General features: G+C 71.4%; 11 protein-coding genes (1 of these 11 cut by a window edge). 9 read left to right on the top strand and 2 right to left on the bottom strand.

Features of this window, described 5'->3' with window-relative positions:
- Positions 1-92: 92 nt before the first annotated feature.
- Complete coding sequence (locus C1701_RS26050; RefSeq protein ID WP_103056837.1) at positions 93-1250, top strand: alkaline phosphatase family protein; 1158 nt, start codon at positions 93-95, stop codon at positions 1248-1250.
- A gap of 150 nt (positions 1251-1400) precedes the next feature.
- Entirely contained in the window at positions 1401-1796 is a 396-nt protein-coding gene (locus tag C1701_RS26045; protein WP_103056836.1) for an NUDIX hydrolase, read from the top strand.
- Between the two features lie 368 nt (positions 1797-2164).
- On the opposite strand, the gene C1701_RS26040 is transcribed toward C1701_RS26045, so the two are convergent.
- Together C1701_RS26040 and C1701_RS26035 are read right to left on the bottom strand one after the other, a co-directional pair.
- Positions 2165-2992 (bottom strand): ABC transporter permease, encoded by an 828-nt coding sequence (locus tag C1701_RS26040; RefSeq protein ID WP_103056835.1) that lies wholly within the window; start codon positions 2990-2992, stop codon positions 2165-2167.
- Complete coding sequence (locus C1701_RS26035; protein WP_103056834.1) at positions 2989-4005, bottom strand: ABC transporter ATP-binding protein; 1017 nt, start codon at positions 4003-4005, stop codon at positions 2989-2991. The genes C1701_RS26040 and C1701_RS26035 overlap by 4 nt, the downstream gene beginning before the upstream one ends.
- Positions 4006-4781: 776 nt before the next feature.
- Between C1701_RS26035 and C1701_RS26030 the strand changes: the two genes are divergently transcribed.
- From C1701_RS26030 to C1701_RS26000, 7 genes are all read left to right on the top strand, one after another.
- Positions 4782-5939, top strand: coding sequence for a DegT/DnrJ/EryC1/StrS family aminotransferase (locus tag C1701_RS26030; protein WP_103056833.1), 1158 nt, complete (start codon positions 4782-4784; stop codon positions 5937-5939).
- The gene (locus C1701_RS26025) at positions 5936-6697 is read left to right on the top strand and encodes a class I SAM-dependent methyltransferase (RefSeq protein WP_337661991.1); all 762 of its coding nucleotides are present in this window, start codon (positions 5936-5938) and stop codon (positions 6695-6697) included. The genes C1701_RS26030 and C1701_RS26025 overlap by 4 nt, the downstream gene beginning before the upstream one ends.
- A 32-nt stretch (positions 6698-6729) precedes the next feature.
- Positions 6730-7440, top strand: a complete 711-nt coding sequence (locus C1701_RS26020; RefSeq protein WP_103056832.1) for a class I SAM-dependent methyltransferase — start codon at positions 6730-6732, stop codon at positions 7438-7440.
- A 48-nt stretch (positions 7441-7488) separates the two neighbouring features.
- Positions 7489-8970: an NDP-hexose 2,3-dehydratase family protein gene (locus C1701_RS26015; protein WP_103057194.1), complete on the top strand. Its 1482-nt coding sequence runs from the start codon at positions 7489-7491 to the stop codon at positions 8968-8970.
- Positions 8971-8973: 3 nt separating this feature from the next.
- Positions 8974-9939: an aldo/keto reductase gene (locus C1701_RS26010; RefSeq protein ID WP_103056831.1), complete on the top strand. Its 966-nt coding sequence runs from the start codon at positions 8974-8976 to the stop codon at positions 9937-9939.
- A gap of 195 nt (positions 9940-10134) precedes the next feature.
- The gene (locus C1701_RS26005) at positions 10135-18549 is read left to right on the top strand and encodes a type I polyketide synthase (RefSeq protein ID WP_103056830.1); all 8415 of its coding nucleotides are present in this window, start codon (positions 10135-10137) and stop codon (positions 18547-18549) included.
- Between the two features lie 12 nt (positions 18550-18561).
- On the top strand, positions 18562-25561 hold the 5' end (the start) of the coding sequence (locus tag C1701_RS26000; RefSeq protein WP_103056829.1) for a type I polyketide synthase. Its footprint extends 8327 nt past the window's final position; only the first 7000 of its 15327 coding nucleotides appear in the window; its start codon is at positions 18562-18564; its stop codon lies off the right edge, out of view.

Raw genomic sequence — 25561 nt, 5'->3', positions numbered from 1 at the left:
CAGCCAGCCCGACGCGCGGGCGGAAGAGCGGAGGGACATCCCCGCCAACGAGGACCGCCCCGCCCCGTCACAGGGGCACTAGGGTCGGTCGCATGGAACCCCTGGTACCCGGGTATCGAGCTGGTTCACTCGCCGACGTCGTCCCGTCGCTGCTGGCCGGACTGGGCCTCCCCGGGACCTCGAACGTCCTCGGCCTGCCCGAGGCGACGAAGATCTGCCTCCTGCTCGTCGACGGACTGGGCTGGGAACTCCTGCGCGCCCACCCCACCGAAGCGCCGTTCCTGACCTCCCTGACCACCGGTCGCGCCCCGTTGGCCGCAGGCTTCCCCGCGACCACGGCCACCAGCATCGCCACCATCGGAACCGGCGTGCCACCAGGGGAGCACGGAATCGTGGGGTACTCCCTCGCCGTGGGTCGGGACGACCTCGTCCTCAACGCGTTGGGCTGGCACCGGCATGGCGACGGCCGCCCGGTGGACCTCCGCTCCCAGGTCGTCCCCGAGGAGTTCCAGCCCCGTCGGACGGTGTGGGAACGCGCGGAGGAGGCCGGCGTCGCGGTGCACATGGTCGCGCCCCGCGACCAGGACGGCAGCGGGCTGACCCGCGCGGTCCTGCGCGGCGGGCGCTTCCACGGCACCCACGCCCTCGGCGACCTGACGAGCGGTGCGGTGGCGGCGCTCCAGGCGGGGGACCGGGTGCTCTGCTACGCCTACCACGGTGACCTCGACGCCCTCGGTCACCTCCACGGGCCGGGCAGCGATCCCTGGCGCCACCAGCTCGCGCACGTCGACCAGCTCGCCGCCGCCGTCGCCGGGCGGCTCCCCGCCGACGGCATGCTGGTGGTCACGGCCGACCACGGAATGGTCTCGATCGGCGAGGACGACCGCGTGGACCTCGACACCGAGGCACCGTTGCGGGAGGGCGTCCGCATGATCGGGGGCGAGGCGCGGGTGCGCCACCTCCACACTGAACCGGGCGCCACCGCCGACGTGCTGGCCGCGTGGCGGGAACGGCTCGGCGACCGGGCGTGGATCGTGCGTCGGGACCAGGCCGTCGAGGCCGGCTGGTTCGGTCCCGTCGTCGCCGACCACCTCCGCCCCCGCATCGGGGACCTCGTCGTCGCCGCGCGCGGAACCCTGGGGCTGACGCGGTCACGGGCCGAGTCGCGGCTCAGCGGCTTCGTCGGACAACACGGCTCGCTGACCGCCGAGGAACAACTCGTCCCCCTGCTGGCCTTCCGGAACCCCTGACCCCCGACCCGTCCATCGGACCAGCACCACGGCCGGGTGCCGCACCGCCCGCCCCCGAATCCGGGACCACCGTGCGGCGGCCACCACGGCGCCGGGGATGCTGGGGCAGCGCCGTCGGTGACGGCGCCGGAGGCGAGGAGGAGTGGGCTGGTGGTCATCGACAAGGTGGCGTGGCTGGAGATCGTGGACGGAGCGGTGCTGTGCGCCCGGTCCCGGGGCAAGGAGCTGTTCTACCTGCCGGGCGGCAAGCGGGACCCCGGGGAGACCGATGTCCAGACCCTCGTGCGGGAGGTCGACGAGGAACTCGGCGTCGAGGTGCTGGCTGACTCGGCGGAACACGTGGCCACCGTCGAGGCCAGTGCCGACGGGAAGGCCGAGGGCGTGCTCGTCCGGATGGCCTGCTATCGCGCGGAGCACCGGGGCACCCCGGAACCCCGCGCCGAGATCGAGGAACTGGCCTGGTTGACCTCGGCGGACCGGGATCGGCTGTCCGAGGCTGGCCGCGCCGTGTTCGACGACCTGCGGGAGCGTGGCCTGCTCAACTGATCCCTCCGCATGGGGGTCGGCCGTCCGGCCGAGTGGCGCCGGGGCCGGCCCGGCTCCCGCTCGGAACCCGGCGGTGCACCTCGCCCCGCCCCCGGGGCGGTCGCCCCTCAGCGGTGGCCCCGGGACGGCCGCCGAACCCGGCGGACGGGCCCGCCTCCGCGAGGCGCGGCGATCCTGGCGTGGGCAGTGGCGGTGGGTGGCCATGCCCTCGGAGCGGAACCTGACGGCCGGTTCCCAGGCCGGCCGCCGCGATCGGTGCCGCGCCGGCCGGCCCGGAGCAGGCCAGCGCCGGGACCACGTGGTTCCGCTGACCGTTCGGCCGTCCGCCGGTGCCCGTCGGGCCCGACCCACCCGACCACGGCCCGCGCTCAGGAGACCGCTCGGCGCCGGAAGCCGATGGTGCCGACGACGATGGCGACCGTCCCCATGCCGATCAGCGCTGTCAGGTCCACCCACAGGGGGATCGTGGGCACGGTCCCGCCCAGCAGGATGTCCCGGATTCCCTCGCTCGCGTACGTCAGCGGGTTCAGCGCGCACACGACCTGGAACCAGGGCAAGTTGTCCAGTCCCTGCCACGGGAACTGGGTGGCACCGGTGAACATCAGCGGGATCATCACGGCTGAGAAGACGGTGTCGATCCTCGCCGGGGGAACGAACGTGCCCATCACCATGCCCACCCCCGCCGCCGCCAGCGAGCACAGGATCAGCACGAGGAACGCCGGCAGCAGACCGGACACCGGCCAGGACACGCCGTCCAGGATGACGAAGCCGATCGGGATCATCGCCACACCGGCCAGCAGGCCGCGGAGCGCGCCGAAGACGATCTTCTCCAGCGCCACCACGGACATCGACACCGGTGCGAGCAGGCGGTCCTCGATCTCCTTGGTGAACGAGAAGTCCATCACCATCGGCATGGCGGTCGCCTGGAGCGCGCCGAGGAAGGTGTTCAAGGCGATCACACCGGGGAACAACACCTGCACGAAACCCGGCTGGACGAAACCGAGGTCGGTGAGCACCTTGCCGAAGATGAACAGCATGAGGAACGGCTGCAGGAGCGTCTTGACCAGGAATCCGGGTATGTCCTTGGCCGTGACGTAGAAGTCCCTGCTGAGGAGCGCGCCGAACACCCGCACCGCGGTGGCCAACTCGGTGCGCTCGCGCGATGGTGCCTGCGGCGGCACGGCGGCGGTGGTCATCGGAGCTCCCGTCCGGTCAGGTGAAGGAAGACGTCCTCGAGGCTCGGTTTGCTGACCGAAAGATCAGTGATGTCACAGCCGAGTCCGGTGAGGACCTTCAGCATGATCGGCACCACCACGGAGGAGTCCGCCGACAGGTAGAGCCGGAACTGCTCGCCACCACCTGCCGGCGCTGGCACTGGCGTGGGGGCGCCCGGCGGCGAGGCCGCTGTTCCGACACCGATCCGCTCGACGCGTTCGACGCCGTCCAGGTCGGACAACGCCCGCGCCACGACGTCAGTCTCGACGTCGGCCATCGTGATCGTCACCGTCAGGGTCGTCCTGCCCGGCAACGAGTCCGTCATCGCGGCCGGGGTGTCGAGCCGGAGCATCGCGCCGTGGTCGACGATGCCCACGCGGTCGCACAGTTTGGCCGCCTCCTCCATGTCGTGGGTGGTGACGACGACGGTCACACCCTCCTTGCGGAGCGCGCCGATCTCGTCGTGGACGAACACCCGGGCCTGCGGGTCGAGGCTGCTGGTCGGCTCGTCGAGGAACAGCACCTCCGGCTGGTGCATCAGCGCCCGCGCGATCATCACCCGCTGGGCCTGCCCGCCGGACAGTTCGTCGACGTTCGCCTCGGCACGGTCCCCCAGACCCATCCGCGTCAGGAGATCCTCCGCGCGCTGCCTGCGGATCGCGCGTCCCACCCCGTGGTAGGCGGCGTGGTAGAGCAGGTTGCGCCGAACGTCGAGCGAACGGTCGAGGTTGTGGTGCTGCGGCACGACGCCGAGCAGCCCGCGAGCCTTCCTCGCGTCCGTCGTCACGTCCGTTCCCGCCACGACCGCACGACCTGAGGTGGCCACGACCCGGGTGGTGAGCACGCCGATGGTCGTGGTCTTCCCGGCGCCGTTCGGCCCGAGCAGCCCGAAAACCTCGCCCTGGCGCACGGAGAAACTCAGCCCGTCGACGGCGGGTGGCAGCTCCGGCAGGTAACGCTTGACGAGGTCGCTGACAACCACCGCGTCACTCATACAGCCCATCGTCGGGGTGCGGCCCCGCACGACGACACCCCTAGCGGCCACGGCAGGGGGTCGCGGTTCGCGCCACGGCGCTCCGGTCAGGCGTTTCGGGGGCACGCCGGGTGCGGTCCGGCCGGCCACAGCATCCCGCCGGAACCAGCAGGGAGGCCCCGACGGTCCTCGACGGTCCTCTGAGGTGGTAGGGGGCGATCACGATCAGGGCCGCGCTCACCGGCGTCGAGTGCCAGGGGACCGCCACCCGCGCGCCCAGCAGCTCCTACGCGGCGTCACGGACCAGGTCGGCGGGCCCGGCGGCCGAACGGTCGGGTCGTGTCCTCGACCGCCGCCTCCGGTCGCGCACCCGCCTCGTCGCGGCGGGGGCCGACCGGATGCCAGGGGTGTTCACGTCCTGCTGCGCGTCCGCGTCGCCCGCGGGCCGTCGGGGAGCACCGCGGTGTGGGCGGACGCGAGGCCCGCCGGTCAACGCCGCCGGCTCGGGGCCGGGCGCGGCCCTCGCGCCGGACCACGCCCGAACGGCCGCGACCATTCCGACGCCGGTACGCCCCCTGACCCTGAGGGCAGGACGCGACCCGGGCGACGAATGCGGACATCGCAACCCCTAAAAACCCCTATTCGATGTCTTGTTCCGGTTGCCGAGATACTGGTGCCGCTGTCAACCGTGAATATCGTCGAGGCAATTCCCCTAACTTCCCCCGCGAATCGTCGCGATTCCTGACCTCGCGTATACGCTGCCCCGGCAGAGCCCGTCGGGCCGGAGGAGGTACGGGATGATCAATGTCTTCCAGCCGACACTCGGCGACGAGGAACTCGCCGCGGTCAAGGAGGTCTTCGCCACCAGCTGGGTCGGCAAGGGCAAGCGCACGGCGGCGTTCGAACAGGCTTTCGCCCGGCACCTCGGGGTGGGCGACGACCACGTCATGTCGGTCAACTCGTGCACCGAGGCCACGTTCCTCGCGATGCAGTTGCTGGGCGTGGGGCCGGGCACCGACGTCGTGGTGTCGACGGTGGGTTTCGTCAGCGAGGGCAACGCGGTGGCGGCCCAGGGCGCGCGACCGGTGTTCTGCGACGTGGACCCCGCGACCCTGAACCCCACGGTCGACGACGTCGCCGCGGCGTTGACCCCGAAGACCAAGGCCGTCCTCCTGCTGCACTACGCCGGCTATCCCGGCGACGTGGTGGAGATCGCCGAGCTGTGTCGTGAGCGCGGGGTCCACCTCGTCGAGGACTCGGCCTGCTCCGTGGCCTCCCGGGTGGACGGCCAGGCCTGCGGGACCATTGGTGACATCGGGGTCTGGAGTTTCGATTTCGGCAAGGTCGTGGTGGCCGGGGACGGAGCGATCCTGCATGCCCGCGACCCGGAGCTCGTCGAGCGAGGGCGCAAGCTCGCCTACCTCGGGCTCGAGCAGACGAGCGGCTACTCCCAGGCCAACCAGACGAACACGCGCTGGTGGGAGTACGAGATCTCGTCGTTCTCGCGCCGTTCGGTCATGAACGACATCCAGGCCGCGATCGGGACGGTGCAACTGGGCAGGCTCCAGGAATTCCTCGACCGTCGCCGGCGGATCGTCGCCTACTACGACGCCGAGTTGGCGGACCTGGCCGAGGTGAGGACGCCTCCACCGCTGCCCTCGGGACACGAGACGTCCTACTACATGTACTGGGTTCAGATGGATGCCGGCATCCGGGACGAGGTCGCCCAGGATCTCTACGAGCGCGGGATCTACACCACCCTCCGGTATCCGCCGCTGCACCGGGTGAAGGCGTACGGGTTCGACGGCCGGCTCCCCGCCGCCGAGGAGGCCGCGGAACGGACTTTGTGCCTGCCGCTGCACAACGGGCTCAGCGACGCCGACGTCGAGGCGACGGTGACCGCGTTCCGCGAGGCCGTCAGGGCCCGGTCGGTCGTGGCCGGTACGCACCGATGAGCGAAGCCCAGGACGACTCCCACGCGCCGACACCCGTGTACGGCCGGGAGACCTCGGAGGTCTACGACCTGTTCTACCAGGGGCGGGGACAGGACTTCGCGGGCGAGGCGTCCGCGGTCGTCCGGGCGATCCGTGAGCGTCGGCCGCACGCGAGCTCCCTGCTGGACGTCGCGTGCGGGACCGGCCAGCACCTGGTGTCGCTGAAGACCCACTTCGACGACGTCGCCGGACTCGAACTGTCCCCAGCCATGCGCGACGTCGCTCGACGGAAGCTGCCGGACGTGCCCATCAACGCCGGTGACATGCGCGACTTCGACCTGGGCCGGAGTTTCGACGCGGTCTGCTGCCTGACCAGCAGCATCGCCTACATGGCCACCGTGGACGAACTGTGGCTCGCCGTGTCGGCCATGGCCCGCGCGCTCGTCCCCGGCGGTGTGCTGGTCGTCGACCCGGGGTGGTTCCCCGAGACGTTCCTCGACGGCTACGTCGGACATGCCGTGGTGCACGACGAGGACCGCACCGTGGCCCGGCTCTCCCGGTCCCACACGGTGCGGAACGGTCGGCTGGCCCGCCACGAGGCGCACTACCTGGTGCCGGATCGGGACGGGATCCGGCACTTCACGCACGTCCAGGAGCTGGCGCTGTTCACGCGCGGGGAGTACCTGTCGGCCTTCGAGCAGGCGGGCTGTCGCGCGGAGTACCTCGCGAGCGGCGAGGGGATCTCCGCTCGCGGGCTGTTCGTCGGTGTCCTGCGGTGACTGTCCGGACCGGTCGAGAACAAGGGGAGTCCATGTACGCGGCAAACTTCGCGGAGGTCTACGAGCTGATCTACCGCAGCCGGGGCAAGAGCTGGGCGGGCGAGGCCGAGGAGACCGCGCGACTCATCCGCGCCAGGAACCCGTCGGCGAGCTCGCTGCTCGACGTGGCGTGCGGTACCGGTGCGCATCTGGAGACCTTCGGCACGCTGTTCGATCACGTCGAGGGCTTGGAGATCGCGAAGGGAATGCGGACCGTCGCCCGTGAGCGCCTGCCCGGTGTCTCCGTGCACGCGGGGGACATGCGTGACTTCGACCTGAACCGCACCTTCGACGCGGCGTGTTGCATGTTCAATTCCATCGCCTACCTGACCAGCGTGGCGGACATGTCCGACGCGGTTCGGGCGATGGGACGGCACCTCGCGCCCGGCGGCGTGCTCGTGATCGAGCCGTGGTGGTTCCCGGAGCGCTTCATCGAGGGCTACGTCGCGGCCGATGCGGGAGCTGAGGACGGCAAGGCCGTCGTGCGGATGTCGCACTCCACTCGGGAGGGGGACTCCACCCGCCTCGAGGTGCGCTTCATGGTGGGCGACGCCGACGGGATCCGGGAGTTCACGCAGACGTCCATGCTCCGGCTGTTCACCAAGGACGAGTACCTCGAGGCGTTCGCCGCCGCGGGCTGCCCGGCCGAGTACCTGGAGGGCGGGCTCACCGGGAGGGGGCTGTTCATCGGAGTGCGCGAGTGACCCAGACCGCCCGGTGACTTCGGAACCAAGGGAGGCCCTGTGGCCAAGATGTCCCCCGCGCCATCCGTGCTGCTCCAGCAGGGCGACGAGACGGACCATCTGCGGATAGCCGAGTCCGCCCGAACGCTGACCGGTCCGTTCGGCGGGATGGCGGCGCTGCGTGCCTGGTTCGACGGCCTGACCCAGGCCGACAGGACCACCGTCACGAGGATCGCGCTCGACGACCTCACGGGCTGGTCCTCGGACCCGGACACCGGCAACATCGGGCACGCCAGCGGGAAGTTCTTCGTGGTGGAGGGTCTGGAGGTCAACGTCCCCGGGGCTCCCGTCCCGGCGTGGACCCAGCCGATCATCAACCAGGCGGAGATCGGCATCCTCGGCATCCTCGTCAAGGAGTTCGACGGGGTGTTGCACTGCCTGATGCAGGCCAAGATGGAACCGGGCAACTGCAACGGCGCCCAGCTGTCGCCGACGGTGCAGGCCACCAAGAGCAACTACACGAAGGTGCACCAGGGTGCGTCGGTGCCGTACCTGGAGTACTTCGTGGACACCCGCGACCACCGCGTGCTCGCGGACGTGCTGCAGTCCGAGCAGGGGTCGTGGTTCTACCACAAGCGCAACCGCAACATGGTGGTGGAGGTGGACGACGACGTCGAGTTGCTCGACGGCTTCCACTGGGCGACTCTCGGACAGCTGTACCAGCTGCTGCACGAGGACAACCTGGTCAACATGGACGCCAGGACGGTGATGTCGTGCCTGCCGTTCTCCGGGGACGGGTTGGTGGCCGCCCTCCCACCCACCGACGACGAGTTCCCGTCGGCGATCGCCCGCTCGTGCGACGGGGAACAGGGCAGCCTGCACCGCACCAAGGAGATCCTGGGGTGGATCACCGACGCTCGCACCCGCAACGAGGTGCGGACCACACGGATGCCGCTGAACGAGGTGCGGGACTGGCAACGCTCGGCGACGACGATCTCCCACGACACCGGGCTGTTCTTCAACGTGATCGCGGTCGAGGTCACCGCGGACAACCGCGAGGTCCGGCAGTGGACCCAACCGATGATCGAGCCCACCGACACGGCCATCGTGGCGTTCCTGGTGAAACGGATCAACGGCGTGCTGCACCTGTTGGTGCACGCCAGAGTGGAGCCCGGCTACCTCGACGTCGTCGAGCTGGCGCCGACCGTGCAGTGCGCACCGAGCAACTACGCGCGGATGGCTCCCTCGGACCGGCCCAGGTTCCTGGACGAGGTGTTGAACGCCCGCCCGGATCGCATCAGGTTCGCCACGATGCTCTCGGAGGAGGGCGGCCGATTCTACCACGCCGAGAACCGGTACCTCATCGTCGAGACCGACGCGGACTACGACCTGTCCACGGACCCGGATTTCCGGTGGGTGACCCTGCACCAGCTCGTCGGTCTCCTCCGCCACAGCCACTACGTGAACGTCCAGGCACGCAGCCTGATCGCCTGCCTGAACAGCCTCGCCAGCACGCCGCACGGGCGAGGGGTCCGTCCCGACACGAGGTGAGAAGTGCACTACGAACGACTCGGCCGGACAGCGCTGAAGGTGAGCAGGCTCTGCCTCGGCACCCTGAACTTCGGTGTCCGGACCACCAAGGACGACAGCTTCGCCCTGATGGACGAGGCGCTGGAGCAGGGGATCAACTTCTTCGACACCGCCAACCACTACGGTTGGCAGGTCCACCGGGGCATGACCGAGGAACTGGTGGGCGAGTGGTTCGCCAGTGGCGGCGGCCGGCGGGACAAGGTCGTGCTCGGGACCAAGGTGTTCTGCCCCATGAGCGACTGGCCCAACGACCAGGGGTTGTCGGCTCGGCACATCATCGCGTCCTGCGACGCGTCGCTGCGAAGGCTGCGGACCGACTGGATCGACCTGTTCCAGATGCACGGTGTCGACCCCACCGCAGGGTGGGACGAGGTCTGGCAGGCCATGGAGACCCTGCTGCACCAGGGCAAGATCCGCTATGTCGGTTCCTCCAACTTCCCCGGGTGGAACATGGTCTCCGCGCAGGAGGCCGCTAATAGGAGGAATTTCCTCGGCATCGTTTCCGAACAATGCATTTACAACCTGGTCGATCGGCAGGTCGAGCGGGAGGTCATTCCGGCCGCTCGGGCCTACGGGGTAGGGGTCGTGGCCTGGTCACCGCTGCACGGCGGGCTGCTCGGCGGCGCGCTGCGCAAGCTGGGCGAGGGGACCGCGGTCAAGTCCGCGCAGGGTCGCGCCGTGGTCGCGATGAGCACCTACCGCGAGGCCGTCGAGCGGTACGAGGAGTTCTGCCTCGACCGGGGTCTCGACCCCGCCGAGACCGCGCTGGCCTGGGTGTTGTCCAGGCCGGCCGTCACCTCCGCGGTCATCGGGCCGCGCACCCGCGCGCACCTGGACGGTTCTCTCCGGGCGCTGGGTTCGGACCTCTCGGAGGACACCCTGCGGGAGGTCGAGGCCCTGTTCCTCCCACCTGCGCCCACCGTGGGGTAGCGCGGCGGTGAGGTGGATCTCACAGGGAGCCGGGCACGGTGTCCGTGCCGGATCTTTTAGGGGTTGGCCACCCCTGGTGGCGGAGGTAATGTCGCCGTCGCAAGGAAGCGCGAATCCCCCTGTTCGAAAGCGTGTGGGTTGGTAGTGGTTGTGCGCTGATCTCGTCCGGTGGAGTGGGGGGCGACCATTTCTGGAATGGACCGTGAATCGCATCCGGTGATCGCGGTCGTCGGACTGGCGACCCGTGCTGATCACTCCGATTCGTTCGACCCGGAGTTCTTCGGCCTCTCCACCGAGGAGGCCGCCGCGATGGACCCCCGGCGGCTGGCGTTCCTCGAGCTCGGCTGGACCGCACTCGAGGACGCAGCGATCGTGCCGGCACGGCTCGACGACGGCGTCGTCGGCGTCTACCTCGACGGCGCGCCGGAACCACTGACCCCCGATGCCCCCGAGGTGGCGGCCGTGCTCGGGGTCAGCGGCCCAGCCGAGTCCACCGAGGCGGCGTTGGCGGCGGTGCGCCGGGCCTGCGAGAGCATCCGCGACGGCGTGGTCGAGCTGGCGGTCGTCGGTGACCACACCGCGGCACTGGTGCTCACGACCCTGGCCCGGGCGATCGCCAACGACGACCCCCTCCACTGCGTCCTCGACCCGCGGCCGGCGGAGGCAGGTGGCACGGACGGGCTCGACGCGCTGGTCGAGGCGGTCGGGTCGGGAACACCGGTCGAGGTCCTGGGTCCCGGGACACGGATCGTCGTCTCAGCGGCAGTGCGCGCTGCCCGCCCCGAGGAGACGTCGTCCCAGGTCAGGCCGTTCGTGCTGTCGGCCAGGGGGCCGGACGCCCTGCGGGCCCAGGCCGGACGGCTGCACCGACACCTGAGCAGACACCCCGACGCCGCCCTGGCCGACGTCGCGTACACGCTGGCGGCCGGGCGGTCGGTGTTCGAGGAGCGGGCCGCCGTGATCGCCCGCGATCTGCCCGAACTGCTCACCGGCCTGGACGCGATCGCCCTGGGTGAACCGGCCAGCGACGTCGTGCGTGCCGCCGGCCCCGTGGGGCCGGTGGCGTTCCTGTTCTCGGGGCAGGGGTCCCAGAGGTTGGGGATGGGCCGGGAGCTCTACGAGGAGTACGGGGTCTTCCGGGCGGCCTTCGACGCGGCCTGCGCCGAGTTCGACCGGCACCTGGACCGGCCGTTGCGGGAGGTCGTCCTCGCCGAGGAGACGCCCGGCGCGGCTGAGCTGCTGGACCAGACGGTCTTCGCCCAGGCCGGGCTGTTCACGGTCGAGGCTGCGCTGTACCGGCTGCTCGAGTCCTGGGGCGTGCGCCCCGACTTCGTCGCGGGGCACTCGCTCGGCGAACTGGCGGCAGCCCACGTGGCGGGAGTGCTCTCCCTCGCCGACGCGTGCGCGCTCGTCGCGGCAAGGGGAACGCTGATGCAGCGGTTGCCCGACGGCGGCGCGATGGTCTCGGTGCGGGCGGGCGAGGCGGAGGTCGCCGAGTCCCTGCGCGACCACGGGCAACGGGTGAGCATCGCAGCGGTCAACGGTCCGAGGGCGACGGTGATCTCCGGGGACGCCGAGGCGGTGCACGAACTCGCCGCCACCTGGGCCGAGGCCGGCGGCGGGCCGAGGCGGCTGCGGGCCAGCCACGCCTTCCACTCGGCCCGGATGGACGCGATGTTGGCGGACTTCGCGGCCGTCGCCGAACGGGTCACCTTCTCGCCGCCGACGATTCCCCTGATGTCCAACGTGACCGGTGACCTCGTGTCCGCTGAGCGGGTGTGCTCGGCCGACTACTGGGTCGACCACGTCCGGCGGACCGTCCGTTTCGCCGACGAGGTGACCCGGCTGCACGAACTGGGTGTCCGCACCTTCGTCGAGCTGGGCCCGAAGGGCACCCTCTGCGCGTTGGCGGCGGAGGTGCTCCCCGGCCAGGACACCGTGTTCGTCCCGACGATGCGGGGCAGCGGGTCGGAGATTCGACCACTGCTGACCGCGACCGCGCTGCTGCACGTACGTGAGACCCGGCCGGACCTGCGCCTGGTGCTCCGGGGCGGTCGCCGGGTGGCCCTTCCGGTCCACCCCTTCCGCCACACCGACGCCGAGACGGCTCGAGGTTCCCTCGCCGGGCGGTTGTCGGGGTTGTCGGTGGTGGAACGCGAGGAATGGTTGCTGGCGTGGGTGTGTGGCGTGGCCGGCAGGGTGTTGGGACTGGACGAGGGCACCGTGGTCGGTGCCGACCGTGCCTTCCGTGACCTGGGTTTCGACTCACTGCTGGGTGTGGAACTGCGCAACACCCTGGATTCGGTGGCGGGTGTGGGCCTGCCGGTGACGGCGGTGTTCGACTACCCCACACCCCGATCGTTGGCGGGCGCGGTGGCCGCCCTGGTGCTCGGTGAGCAGGGCACCGACCCCGAGGAGCCCCCGGGCACCGGTAGTGACGCCGCCGAGGACGACCCGGTGGTCGTGGTGGGAATGGCCTGCCGGTTCCCCGGTGGGGTGGTCTCGGGCGAGGGTCTGTGGGACCTGGTCAGCTCCGGTGGCGACGCGATCGGGTTGTTCCCCTCCGACCGGGGATGGGATGTGGAGGCCCTGTTCGATCCGGTGTCGGGTCGGGTGGGGACCTCCTACGTGCGTGAGGGCGGGTTCCTGCACGGCGCGGCTGGTTTCGACGCCGAGTTCTTCGGGATCTCCCCGCGTGAGGCGTTGGCGATGGACCCGCAGCAGCGGTTGCTGTTGGAGTGTTCCTGGGAGGCGTTGGAGGGCGCCGGGATCGATCCGTTGTCCCTGAAGGGCAGCGGGTGCGGGGTGTTCGTGGGGACCAACGGTCAGGACTACGGATCGTTGATGGTCGGTGTGCGTGGTGACGTGGAGGGATATCGGGGCACGGGTGCCTCGGCGAGTGTGTTGTCGGGTCGGGTGTCCTACGTGTTGGGGTTGGAGGGCCCGGCGGTGTCGGTGGACACCGCGTGTTCCTCGTCGTTGGTGGCGTTGCACTGGGCGGCGCGGGCGTTGCGTTCGGGTGAGTGCGGTCTGGCGTTGGCCGGTGGGGTGACGGTGATGGCGACGCCCTCGCGGTTCGTGGAGTTCTCCCGTCAGGGTGGTCTGTCCCGGGATGGGCGGTGTCGTTCGTTCGCGGCGGGCGCGGAGGGCACGGGGTGGGCCGAGGGTGTGGGTGTGGTGGTGTTGGAGCGGTTGTCGCAGGCGCGTCGTCGTGGTCATCGGGTGTTGGCGGTGGTGCGGGGGAGCGCGGTCAACCATGACGGTGCGTCGAACGGTTTGACCGCGCCGAACGGTCCGTCGCAGCAGCGGGTGATCCGTCAGGCGTTGCGGGATGCCGGGTTGGGTGCCGGGCAGGTGGATGTGGTGGAGGCGCATGGCACGGGGACTCGGTTGGGTGATCCGATCGAGGCGCAGGCGTTGTTGGCGACCTATGGTCAGGACCGGCCGGGGGATCGTCCTGTCTGGTTGGGGTCGTTGAAGTCCAACATTGGTCATACCCAGGCGGCGGCGGGTGTGGGCGGCGTGATCAAGATGATCATGGCGATGCGGCATGGGGTGGTCCCGAAGACGTTGCATGTGGACGAGCCGACGCCGGCGGTGGACTGGAGCGCGGGCAGTGTCCGGTTGGCCACGGATTCTGTGCCGTGGCCGGAGACGGGGCGGCCGCGTCGGGCGGGGGTGTCCTCGTTCGGTGTCAGTGGCACCAACGCCCACCTGATCCTCGAACAACCCCCGGAGATCCAGGAGGACCCGAACACCACGAACTCCTCCATCTCGGAGGTTGGTGGGGTGGTGTCGTGGGTGGTGTCGGGTCGGACGGAGGACGCCCTGCGGGCGCAGGCCCACCGGTTGTCGACCTGGACGCGTGCCCGTCCCGACGTCCCGGTCGGGGACGTGGCCCACTCGCTGCTGGTGACACGATCGACGTTCGAGCACCGCGCGGCCGTGGTGGGCGCGTCCCGTGAGGACCTGCTGCGCGGGTTGGAGGCCATCGCCACCGGGACCGAGGAACCCGGTGTGGTGCGTGCCTCGACCGACCCGGCGGTGAGCGGACGGGTGGCGTTCCTGTTCACCGGCCAGGGGTCACAACGGGTCGGGATGGGCGAGGAACTGGCCAGGGCGTTCCCCCTGTTCGGTGCGGTCTTCGACGAGGTCTGCCGCGAGTGGGAGGAACACACCGGCGCCGAGCTGCGCGCGGTGATCTCCTCAGACCAGGCGGCGTTGGACCAGACACTGTTCGCCCAGGCGGGTCTGTTCGCCTTCGAGGTCGCGTTGTACCGGTTGCTGGAGTCCTGGGGTCTGCGCCCGGACTACCTGTTGGGTCATTCCCTCGGTGAGGTCGTGGCCGCGCACGTGGCGGGGGTGTTCTCCCTGTCCGACGCGTGCCGGATCGTGGCGGCACGGGGGCGGTTGATGCAACAGCTGCCTCCGGGTGGGGCGATGGTCTCGATCGCGGCCAGTGAGGCCGAGGTGGCGGAGTCCCTGGCCGGTCGGCCGCGGGTCGGGATCGCCGCGGTCAACGGTCCGGCGTCGGTGGTGGTCTCCGGTGATCAGGACGCGGTGGAGGCAGTCGTCGCCCACTGGGAGGGGCTGGGGGTGTCCCACCGTCGGCTGCGGACCAGTCACGCGTTCCACTCGCATCGCATGGACCCGGTCCTCGGCGAGTTCCGTCGGGTGTTGGAGACGGTGGACTTCGCCGAGCCCGTGATCCCGGTCGTGTCGAACCTGACCGGTGAGCCGGCGGGGGTGTCCACGCCGGAGCACTGGACGCGCCATGTTCGGGAGGTGGTGCGGTACAGCGATGGGTTGTCGTGGCTGCGTGAGCACAACGTCACCACGTATCTGGAGTTGGGTCCGGCTCCGACGTTGACCGCGTTCGGTCGTGAGCATGGTTTCGTGGGCACCACGCATCTGCCGGCCGTGCGTGTCAACCAGCCGGAATCGTTGACCCTGGTCACCACGCTCACTCGTGTGCATCTCGATGCTCCTCACCTGGGGGCCCTGGCTGGGGTGCATGGGAGTTGTGGCACGGTCCCGCTGCCGACCTACGCCTTCCAACACCGCGACTACTGGACCCGAAGCACCGAGGCGACCGACGGGGTCGCCTCGGCCGGCCTGGAGCCCACCGAGCACCCCTTGCTCTCCGCCGCCCTTGGCCTGGCGCACAACGACGACCAGCTGTGGACCGGCCGGCTGTCGCTGCGCACCCTCCCCTGGCTGGCAGACCACCGGGTGTTGGACACGGTTCTCCTGCCGGGCACGGCCTTCGTCGAGCTGGTGGCCCACGTGGGGCGCGCGGTCAACCTGCCGACGGTGGAGGAACTCGTCCTGGAAGCGCCCCTGGTGCTGCCCGAGGCCGGCGAGATCGCGATCCAGCTGGCCGTCGGCGGTCCGGACGAGTCGGGCAGGCGCACGGTCACGGCCCACTCGCGCGCCACTGGCGGCGCGGTCGACGCTCCCTGGACACGCAACGCGCGTGGCACGCTCAGCCCGGTGCCCGTCGAGGAACAGGACGGCCCGCGCGCCTGGCCGCCCCCCGGCAGCGTCCCGGTGGACGTCGACGGGCTGTACCCGTGGCTGGTGGACCTCGGTTACCAGTACGGCCCGGCCTTCCAGGGCGTCCGCGCAGCATGGCGCCTCGGGGAGGAGATCTACACCGAGGTCGCCGCACCCGACGAGATCGAGACGACCAGTTCGTTCGCGATCCACCCCGCACTGCTGGACGCCGCCCTGCACGGTATGAAGCTTGGGAACCTGCCACGTGGCGCCGGCCACGACGGCGGGTCCGGCGAGAGCAGGTTGCCCTTCGCCTGGAGCGGTGTGTCGCTGAGCGGCGGTGGCGTCGACCTCCTCCGGGTTCGCCTGGCACCGGTGGGATCCGACGGTGTCTCGTTGGTGCTCGCCGACGCCGAGGGTTCCCCGGTCGCGTCGGTGACCTCGTTGGTGTCCCGGCCAGTCTCCCGGCGACAGCTCGGCGAGTCGAGCGGCGGGTCCCTCGACAAGCTGTTCCGTCTCGGCTGGAAACCGATCCCCACGGCCGCCAGCGGGCACGTGGTCCCTCGGGACCGGTGGGCGACCCTCAACCAGTGCGACCTCGCCACCGACCGGTACGACGACCTGGCGGCGCTGGTGGCGGCGATCGACGACGGCGCGACGGTGCCCGATGTCGTCCTGCTCAGCCTGCCCCGGGCGGACGACGCGCGCGAGGCGGCCCACCAGGCCCTCAACACGGTTCAGGCGTGGCTGGCGGACGAGCGCCTGGCGGCGACGCGGCTGGCGATCGTGACCCGGGCCGCGATCGGGACCGGTGTTGGCGACGTGCCGCACGGCCTGGCGTTGGCGCCGGTGTGGGGCCTGGTGCGGTCCGCGCAGTCCGAGCACCCCGACCGGTTCGTGCTCGTCGACGTCGACGAGCACGAGGAGTCGTGGCGGATGGTGCCCGCCGCGATCGCCACGGGTGAGCCGCAGGCGGCGGTCCGGGCTGGCGCGGTGCTGGTCCCCCGCCTGGCCGGAGTCCGGACCGGCGACACCCTGGTCCCGCCGGTCGGCGAGCAGGGCTGGCGCCTCGACCGGTCCGCCGACCACGACGGCGAGGTGTCGCTCGTCGCGTCCCCGGAGGCGACCAGGCCGTTGCGGCCCGGCGAGGTGCGTCTCGCGGTTCGCGCCGTCTGCCTCGACGTACCCCGGGAGGCCGCGGGAGTCGTCAGCGAACTCGGGCCAGGCGTGACGGAGTTCGTGCGGGGAGACCGGGTCACGGGCCGGATCACCGAGGATGTGACAGGTCCCCTCGCCCCGGCCGAGCAGCGCGGGCTCGTCAGGATTCCGGCCGGCTGGTCGTTCGCCGAGGCCGCTGCCGCCGGCCCGTACCGGATCGCCCACCACCGGCTCCGCGGGCTGCCCTCGGAGCGGGCGGTCGTCGTGCGCGACGCCAGCGGAATCCTCGGCCTGGCCGCGGTGCGCCTGGCACGGCACCTCGGCAACGAGGTGTTCGCGACCGCGCCGCGCGAACACTGGGAATCGCTGCGTGAGCTGGGCTTGGACGACAAGCACCTCGCCGAGTCCCGGGACGCCGACTTCGGCGGCGTCGCGGACAACGCCGTCGTCGTGGACGAGCCGTGGGTGGACGCGTCCGACGAGCTCGACCCGGGGGCCCTCGAGGAGCTGGTGGAGCGAGGGGCCCCGCCGCCCTCGCCCGTGCTGGTGTCGGACGTGCGGGGCATGGTGGACGCGGACCGCGTCGAGGGCCGGTTCGGGCCGGTCGTCGCCACCATGCCGGTGCCGCTCGACCCGGCGGGCACCGTACTGGTCACCGGCGGTGCGGGCGCGTTGGGCGGGCTCGTCGCGAAGCGGCTCGTCGGCGAGCACGGGGTGCGGCACCTCCTGCTGGCCAGCCGTCGCGGGATGGACACTCCCGGAGCGGCGGAGTTGTGCGCGGAGCTGGCCGATCTCGGTGCCGAGGTGAGCGTCGCCACGTGCGACGTCGCGGTGCGTGACGACGTCGAGCGGCTGTTGGCCGGGATACCCGAGGACCACCCGCTCACCGCCGTCGTCCACACAGCTGGCGTGCTCGACGACCGAACCGTCGAGACGCTGACGGCGGACGGCATCGACGTCGTGCTGCGACCGAAGGTGGACGGCGCCCGGCACCTGCACGAACTCACCAGGCACCTGGACCTGTCGGCCTTCGTGCTGTTCTCCTCGGTCGCCGCCACCTTCGGCAGCGCGGGCCAAGGGAACTACGCGGCGGCGAACGCGTACCTCGACGCGCTGGCACAACACCGGCGTGGCACCGGGTTGCCCGCGATCTCCCTGGCCTGGGGCCTGTGGGCCGGTGTGGGCGGCATGACCGCGCACCTGGCCGAGGCCGACCTGACGTCGAAGGCACGTCAAGGCTCGGGGGCGCTGTCTGCCCAGGAGGGCCTCGCGCTGTTCGACCTCGCCTGGACCCGGCCCGATCCGGTGCTGGTCCCGGCGCGGCTGGACCTGGCGGAGCTGGCGGCCGGTGACCGCGCGGTTCCCACCGTGCTCCGCGACCTCGCACCCGCCGCTCCCGTCCAGCGGACCCCGCCGCGCGCGGCACCGGCGCGTTCCTTCACCGAACGCCTGGCCGAGCTGTCCGAGGAGGAGGGCGAGGAGGCGGTGGTGGAACTGGTCCGCCGTGAGGCCGCAGCGGTCCTCGGCCACCGGGACGTCGGCGGGATCGGGACCGACCGGTCGTTCCGGGAGATCGGGGTGGACTCGCTGACCGCGGTCGAACTGCGCAACCGGCTGAACACCGCGACCGCGCTGCGACTGCCGGTCACCGCGATCTTCGACTTCCCGACGCCTGGGGAACTCGCCAGCCACCTCCGGACACGACTGGCCCCTCCGCAACAGGCGGCAGCGACCTCGATCACCCGCGAACTCGACCGGCTGAGCGGCGTCCTCACGCGGCCCGTCGCGAGCGACGCGGAGCGCGACGAGGTCACCAGGAGGCTGCGGGACCTGCTGTCGGACTGGACCGCGCTGCACGGAACGGACCAGAGCGCGGCCATCGACCCGAACCTCGAGTCAGCGACCTTGGACGACGTGCTCGCCATTCTCGACGACGAGCTGGGCGGCGAAGAGTAGTGGGAGACGCTCATGGCGGACGATGACAAGGTCCTTGACTACCTCAAGCAGCTGACCACGGACCTGCGGCGGACCCGGCAGCGGCTGCGGGAGGCGGAGTCCAGGGCCAACGAGCCGATCGCCGTCGTCGGCATGAGCTGCCGGCTGCCCGGCGGCGTCCGCACACCGGACGATCTCTGGCAGCTGGTCAGCGAGGGCCGGGACGCCATCTCGCCGTTCCCCACGGACCGGGGTTGGGCGCTGGACCGGCTCTACGACCCGGACCCGGACACGGCGGGCAGGAGCTACTCCCTCAACGGCGGCTTCCTCCACGACGCGGCGGACTTCGATTCGGAGTTCTTCGGGATCTCCCCGCGTGAGGCGCTGGCGATGGACCCGCAGCAGCGGTTGCTGCTCGAACTGTCGTGGGAGGCCCTGGAGCACGCCGGCTTCGATCCGACCTCATTGAAGGGCAGCCGGACCGGTGTGTTCACCGGCCTGATGTACCACGACTACGGGACCCGACCGCGCAGCGTGCCGGTCGACGTCGAGGGGTACCTCAACCTCGGCAGCTCGGGCAGCGTCGCGTCCGGCCGGGTGTCCTACGTGCTCGGCCTGCAGGGGCCGGCGGTCACCGTCGACACGGCCTGCTCGTCCTCCCTGGTCGCGTTGCACCTGGCCTGCCAGGCCCTGCGGCAGGAGGAGTGCACCCTCGCGCTGGCGAGCGGGGTGACGGTCATGTCCACGCCCCGCCCGTTCATCGGCTTCAGCAGGCAGCGCGGCCTGTCCGAGGACGGGCGCTGCAAGTCGTTCTCGGCGTCGGCGGACGGTCTCGGGTGGTCCGAGGGCGTCGGCGTGCTGGTCGTGGAACGGCTCTCGGACGCGCTGCGCAACAACCACCCGGTGCTGGCGGTGGTCCGAGGAACCGCGGTCAACCAGGACGGTGCGAGCAACGGCCTCACCGCGCCCAACGGGCCCTCGCAGCAGGCGGTGATCCGGCAGGCCCTCGCCAACGCGCGTGTCACCTCCGACCAGGTCGACGCGGTCGAGGCCCACGGCACCGGAACCCCGCTCGGCGACCCGATCGAGGCACAGGCGCTGCTGGACACCTACGGCCGCGAGCGGACCGCGGACCGCCCGCTGTGGCTCGGCTCGCTGAAGTCCAACGTTGGCCACACGCAGGCGGCGGCGGGCGTGACCGGCGTCATCAAGATGATCATGTCGATGCGGCACGGCGTCCTGCCCAGGACGCTGCACGTGGACAAGCCCACGCCGCACGTGGACTGGTCGTCCGGCACCATGTCGTTGCTGACCGAGCCGGTACCGTGGCCGGACACCGGCGCGCCACGCCGGGCCGGCGTCTCCTCGTTCGGTGTCAGCGGCACCAACGCCCACGTCATCCTCGAGCACGCACCAGACCCCGGCCCGGCGGACGACGACGCGACCGACCCGGCGCCGGTGCCAGCCGTGCTGCCGATCATCCTGTCCGGAAAGGACGGACAGGCGCTGCGTGCCCAGGCGGCCCGGCTCCACGAACACGTCATCGCCGAGCCGGGCACACGGTTGGTGGACCTCGCCTACTCGCTCGCCACCTCGCGCTCGGCCTTCGGCTGGCGCGCCTCGGTCATCGCCGGGGATCGGGACGAGCTGTTGCGGGGGCTGCGCGACCTCGCCGACGAGCGCACGAGCACCTCGACCACCGGCGGCACGGTCCGCGCGGGGAAGCTCGCCTTCCTGTTCCCCGGCAGCGGTACGGAGTGGCCGGGGATGGGCAGGGAGCTGTACGAGACGTTCCCCGTCTTCGCCGAGGCCTTCGACGCGGCCTGCGCCCACCTGGACGTCCTGCTCGACTGTCGGCTGAAGGAACTCGTCTTCGCCGAGGAAGGAACGCCGCAGGCGGCGGAGCTGCACCGGATCGACCGTGCGCAGACGTCGCTGTTCGCGTTCGAGGTGGCCCTGTACCGACTGGTGGAGTCCTGGGGCATCCGCCCCGACTTCCTCGCCGGGCACTCGACCGGCGAGCTCGCGGCCGCCCACGTGGCGGGCGTCCTCTCCCTCGCGGACGTGTGCACGATGATCAGCGCGCGTGGCCGGCTGATGCACGAGGCGAGGGCGAGCGGTGCCATGATCGCCGTGCGGGCGACCCGGGCCGAGGTGGAGCGGACCCTGCGTGGCCACGAGGACGTCGCCGGCATCGCGGCGGTGAACGGCCCGGACTCGGTGGTCATCTCGGGCGTCGACTCCGTGGTGTCGGAGATCGCCGAGCTGTGGGCGGAGCGTGGGCGCAAGACCAGAAGACTGAGGGTCGGCCAGGCCGCCCATTCGCCGCTGATGGTCGACATCCTCCCGGAGTTCACCCGCATCGCCTCGGAGCTCACCTTCGCGCCACCGAGCATTCCGGTCGTGTCCTGCGTGACCGGGCAGGTCGTCTCGGCCGAGGAGCTGTGCTCGCCCGAGTACTGGGCCCAGCACATCCGGCGGACCGTCCTGTTCCACGACGGCGTCCAGACGCTGCGCACGCGCGGAGTGACCACGTTCCTGGAGCTCGGGCCGAACGGCGTGCTCAGCGCCCTGGGGCAGGAATGCGTGGCGGGCACCGAGGACGACGACCCCGGGTGCGACTTCGTCGTCGCCCAGCGTCCCGGTCGTGCCGGGGTCCGCACACTGATGGAGGCCGTGACCAGGAGCCACGCCAGCGGCGCCGCCGTCGACTGGCCCTCGGTCTTCGCCCCCTGGGGAGCACGGCGCGTACCGCTGCCGACCTACGCCTTCCAACGCGAGCGCTACTGGCTGGACGCCCCGGAGGAGCCGGTCGGGGAGGAGGCGGTCGCGGGTCTTGGCCTGACCTCGGCCGACCACCCCCTGCTGGGGGCGTCGGTGGCGCTGGCCGACGCCGACGGGTTCCTGTTCACCGGCAGGCTCTCGACCAGCACCCACCCCTGGCTGGCCGACCATGTCGTGCTGGGCGACGTCGTCGTTCCGGGAACGGTGTTCCTGGAGCTCGCCGTTCGCGCCGGGAACCAGGTCGGCTGCGGCCAGGTGGAGGAACTCCTCCTGGAGAACTCCCTGACGCTCCCGGAGCGGGGCGGCGTCACCATCCAGGTGTTGCTCGAGGGCCCCGACGGTTCGGGCAGGAGGGCCCTCACGGTCCACTCCCGTCCCGACGACGCCGAGGACGACGAGCCGTGGAGCCGGCACGTCAGCGGAGTACTCGCCTCGGGACCCCCAGGGCACTCCGCTGAGCTGACGTCGTGGCCGCCCGACGGCGCCGTGCCGGTGGACCTGGACGACCTCTACGACCGGGCGGCCGAACGCGGCCTGGAGTACGGTCCGGCGTTCCGGGGGATGACGGCCCTGTGGCGGCGTGGCGCCGAGCTCTTCGCCGAGGTCAGCGCACCCACGGAGCTGGGCCGGGACACCGCGTCGTTCGGCCTGCACCCGGCCCTGCTCGACGCGGCCCTGCACGCCATCGGTCTGGACGGCTCCGACTGGCCGGGCATCGAGCCCACCTCGCCCGGCACAGCCCGCCTGCCCTTCGCCTGGCGTGAGGTGTCCCTCCACCGGGCGGGCGTCGCCGAGCTGCGCGTGCGACTGGCCCCCGCCGAGCCGTCCGGGGTCCGCCTGGTGGTCGCAGACGGGGCGGGTGCCCCGGTCGCCGAGATCGGTTCCCTGGTGACGCGGCCCGTGTCCTCGACACGACCGCGCGACTCCCGGTCAACCCAGCTGTTCCAGGTGGACTGGACCGAGGTCAACCTCGAACGGTCCATCCCGGGTGGGTGGGCTGCGGTGGGGAACCCTGGTCCACTGGGCGTCCCCGTGAACATCGTCGAGGACCTCGCGTCGATCGGAGGCACGACGCCGGACGCGGTGCTGCTCGCGGTGTCCGAGCAGGACGGTGACGTTCCGTCATCGGTGGGCGCCGTGTCGGCCGAGGTGCTGTCGGTCGTGCGGTCCTGGTTGGCCGACGCCCGGTTCGCCTCCAGCCGGCTGGTCGTGTTGACCAGGGGCGCGGTGGCCGTGGCCGCCGGCGAGGACGTGGACCTGGCGCAGGCCTCGGTGTGGGGACTGATCCGTTCGGCCCAGTCGGAGCATCCGGGTCGGTTCGTGCTGGTGGACGCCGACCAGCACGTCGGCACTGGCCTTGGCACGACCCTGGCCTCGGTGCTCGCGAGCGACGAGCCCCAGGTGGCGGTGCGTCGGGGTGTGGTGCGGGCGCCACGTCTGGCTCGCGTGCCGGCCGGCACCGAGACCAGCCCGAGTGCCTTCGACCGTGCGGGCTGGGTGCTGGTGACTGGTGGTCTCGGCGTGCTGGGCGCGATGGTGGCCCGTCACCTGGTCACCGCGCACGGAACGCGTCGGTTGGTGCTGACTGGCCGCCGGGGCGAGCGGACCGTCGGCGCCAGTGAACTGCGGGCGGAGTTGACGGCGCTGGGCGCCGAGGTCTCGATCCAGGCCTGTGACGTCGCCGATCGGGATGCGGTGGCCGACGTCGTCGCGCGGGCCGAGCGCGACGGCGGGTTGACTGCCGTGGTGCACGCCGCAGGCGTGCTGGACGACGGGCTCATCGAGTCGTTGACCCCGGAACGCTTGGCGGCCGTGGCCGCGCCGAAGGTGTCCGGGGCGTGGCACCTGCACGAGGCCACCCGTGACCTGGAGCTGTCGGCGTTCGTCCTGTTCTCCTCCGCCTCGGGGACGCTGGGGGGCCCCGCGCAGGGCAACTACGCGGCGGCGAACGCGTTCCTGGACGGGTTGGCCCAGCACCGCCGTGTCCGGGGGCTGCCGGCGGTCTCGTTGGCATGGGGGCTGTGGGCGGAGGCCAGCGGTCTCACCGGCCATCTCGGCGAGGCCGACGTGGCACGGTTGGCCCGGCGCGGCACGGTTCCGTTGACCACCCAACAGGGGCTCGACCTGTTCGACGCGTCGCAGCGGATCACCGAGCACGCCTTGCTCGTCCCCATCCAACCGGAGCGGACGGCGTTGCGCGAGCAGGCGAAGCTCGGAGGGGTACCGCCGCTGTTCCGCGGGCTCGTCCGGGTTCCAGCGGCACCCGGCGACGCACAGAACCGTTCCTCCACCGACCAGTCCACGGTCGGCCGACTCGCCGCTCTTCCCGAGCACGAGCAGTCGCGCGTGATCCTCGATCTGGTGCGTGCCCAGGTCGCGGTGGTGTTGGGCTACCGGTCCTCGGACTCGGTGTCGGTGGACCGGTCGTTCAGCGATCTCGGGTTCGACTCGTTGACCGCCGTGGAGCTGCGCAACCGGCTGGGCGCGGAGACAGGTCTCCGACTGCCGGCGACGATGGTGTTCGACTACCCGTCGCCAGCAGCCCTGGCCGGGTTCGTGGTGTCGCGGTTGGTGGATGAGAGGTCCTCGGGACCGGTGGTGGCCGGGCCGGTCGTCGAGGTGGACGACGATCCGGTGGTGATCGTGGGGATGGCGTGCCGTTTCCCGGGTGGGGTGGCCTCGCCGGAGGACCTGTGGGAGCTGGTGGCGTCCGGGACGGACGCGGTGGGGCCGTTCCCGACGGACCGCGGGTGGGACCTCGCCGGTCTGTACGACCCGGAGTTGCGGCGTTCGGGGAGTTTCTACGTCCGGGAGGGGGGGTTCCTGTACGACGCGGCGGAGTTCGATCCCGGGTTCTTCGGGATCTCCCCGCGTGAGGCGTTGGCGATGGACCCGCAGCAGCGGTTGCTGCTGGAGACCTCGTGGGAGGCCCTGGAACGTTCCGGGATCGATCCCACCACCCTGCGCGGCACCCAGACCGGTGTGTTCACCGGGCTGATGTACCACGACTACGGCTCACGACTGCCCACGGTGCCCAAGGATGTCGAGGACCACATCGGGCTGGGTAGCTCGGGGAGTGTGGCTTCGGGTCGGGTGGCCTACGCGTTCGGGCTGGAGGGCCCGGCGGTGTCGGTCGACACCGCCTGCTCGTCCTCGCTGGTGGCGCTGCACTGGGCGGTCCGGGCGGTGGGCTCGGGCGAGTGCGGTCTGGCCTTGGCCGGTGGCGTGTCGGTGATGTCGACCACGAGCACGTTCGCCGCGTTCTCCCGACAGGGCGTGGCCGCGACCGACGGGCGGTGCAAATCCTTCGGTGACGGCGCGGACGGCGCGGGATGGGCCGAGGGCGTGGGCGTGGTCGTGGTCGAACGGTTGTCCTCGGCACGTCGGGCCGGTCGCCCGGTGTTGGCGGTGGTGCGGGGCTCGGCGGTCAACCAGGACGGTGCCTCCAACGGGTTGACCGCGCCGAACGGTCCCTCCCAGCAGCGGGTGATCCGCCAGGCCCTGGCCGATGCCGGTCTGACCCAGTCCGAGGTCGACGTGGTCGAGGCCCACGGCACCGGCACCACCCTGGGTGACCCGATCGAGGCGCAGGCGTTGCTGGCGACCTACGGTCAGGACCGTCCGGTCGAGCGGCCGTTGTTGTTGGGGTCGTTGAAGTCGAACATCGGTCACGCGCAGGCCGCCGCCGGGGTGGCCGGGGTGATCAAGATGGTGATGGCGATGCGGCACGGGGTGGTGCCGCCGACGTTGCACGCGGATGTGCCGACCTCGGAGGTGGACTGGACCGAGGGTCGTGTCCGGTTGGTCACCGCACCGGTGGCGTGGCCGGAGACCGGGCGTCCCCGTCGGGCGGGGGTGTCGTCGTTCGGGATCAGTGGCACGAACGTGCACACCATCCTGGAACAGGCCCCGGTCTCACCTCTCCCTGAGGTTGCTCCGGCATCGTCCGGGCCGGTGGCGTGGGTGCTCTCCGGTCGGGACGAGGGCGCGGTACGGGACCAGGCCGCCCGCCTGCTGTCCTGGACCGAGGGCACCGGCGCCGGTGTGGATCCGGCGGTGGTGTCCCGGGCGTTGGTGGCCTCACGGTCACGGTGGGAACGGCGGGCGGTCGTGGTCGGCGAGGACCCCGCACAGTTCCGGGAGGGACTGGCCGCGGTGGCCGCTGACCGTCCCAGCCCGTGGGTGACCCGCGGTTCCGGTACCGCTGGTGGTGTGGTGTTCGTGTTCCCCGGGCAGGGCTCGCAGTGGG

Source organism: Actinoalloteichus sp. AHMU CJ021 (assembly GCF_002895405.1).
Classification (GTDB): Bacteria; Actinomycetota; Actinomycetes; order Mycobacteriales; family Pseudonocardiaceae; genus Actinoalloteichus_B; species Actinoalloteichus_B caeruleus.
Note: the sequence above shows the minus strand (reverse complement) of the source record. Positions and strands in the feature narration are given on the sequence as shown.

What these genes read in the sequence shown, in the direction of transcription:
- C1701_RS26020 (WP_103056832.1), top strand. Translation starts at nt 6,730, where the DNA reads ATGTACGCGGCAAACTTCGCGGAGGTCTACGAGCTGATCTACCGCAGC.
- C1701_RS26015 (WP_103057194.1), top strand. Translation starts at nt 7,489, where the DNA reads ATGTCCCCCGCGCCATCCGTGCTGCTCCAGCAGGGCGACGAGACGGAC.
- C1701_RS26035 (WP_103056834.1), bottom strand. Translation starts at nt 4,005, where the DNA reads ATGAGTGACGCGGTGGTTGTCAGCGACCTCGTCAAGCGTTACCTGCCG.
- C1701_RS26030 (WP_103056833.1), top strand. Translation starts at nt 4,782, where the DNA reads ATGATCAATGTCTTCCAGCCGACACTCGGCGACGAGGAACTCGCCGCG.
- C1701_RS26040 (WP_103056835.1), bottom strand. Translation starts at nt 2,992, where the DNA reads ATGACCACCGCCGCCGTGCCGCCGCAGGCACCATCGCGCGAGCGCACC.
- C1701_RS26025 (WP_337661991.1), top strand. Translation starts at nt 5,936, where the DNA reads ATGAGCGAAGCCCAGGACGACTCCCACGCGCCGACACCCGTGTACGGC.
- C1701_RS26005 (WP_103056830.1), top strand. Translation starts at nt 10,135, where the DNA reads ATGGACCGTGAATCGCATCCGGTGATCGCGGTCGTCGGACTGGCGACC.
- C1701_RS26050 (WP_103056837.1), top strand. Translation starts at nt 93, where the DNA reads ATGGAACCCCTGGTACCCGGGTATCGAGCTGGTTCACTCGCCGACGTC.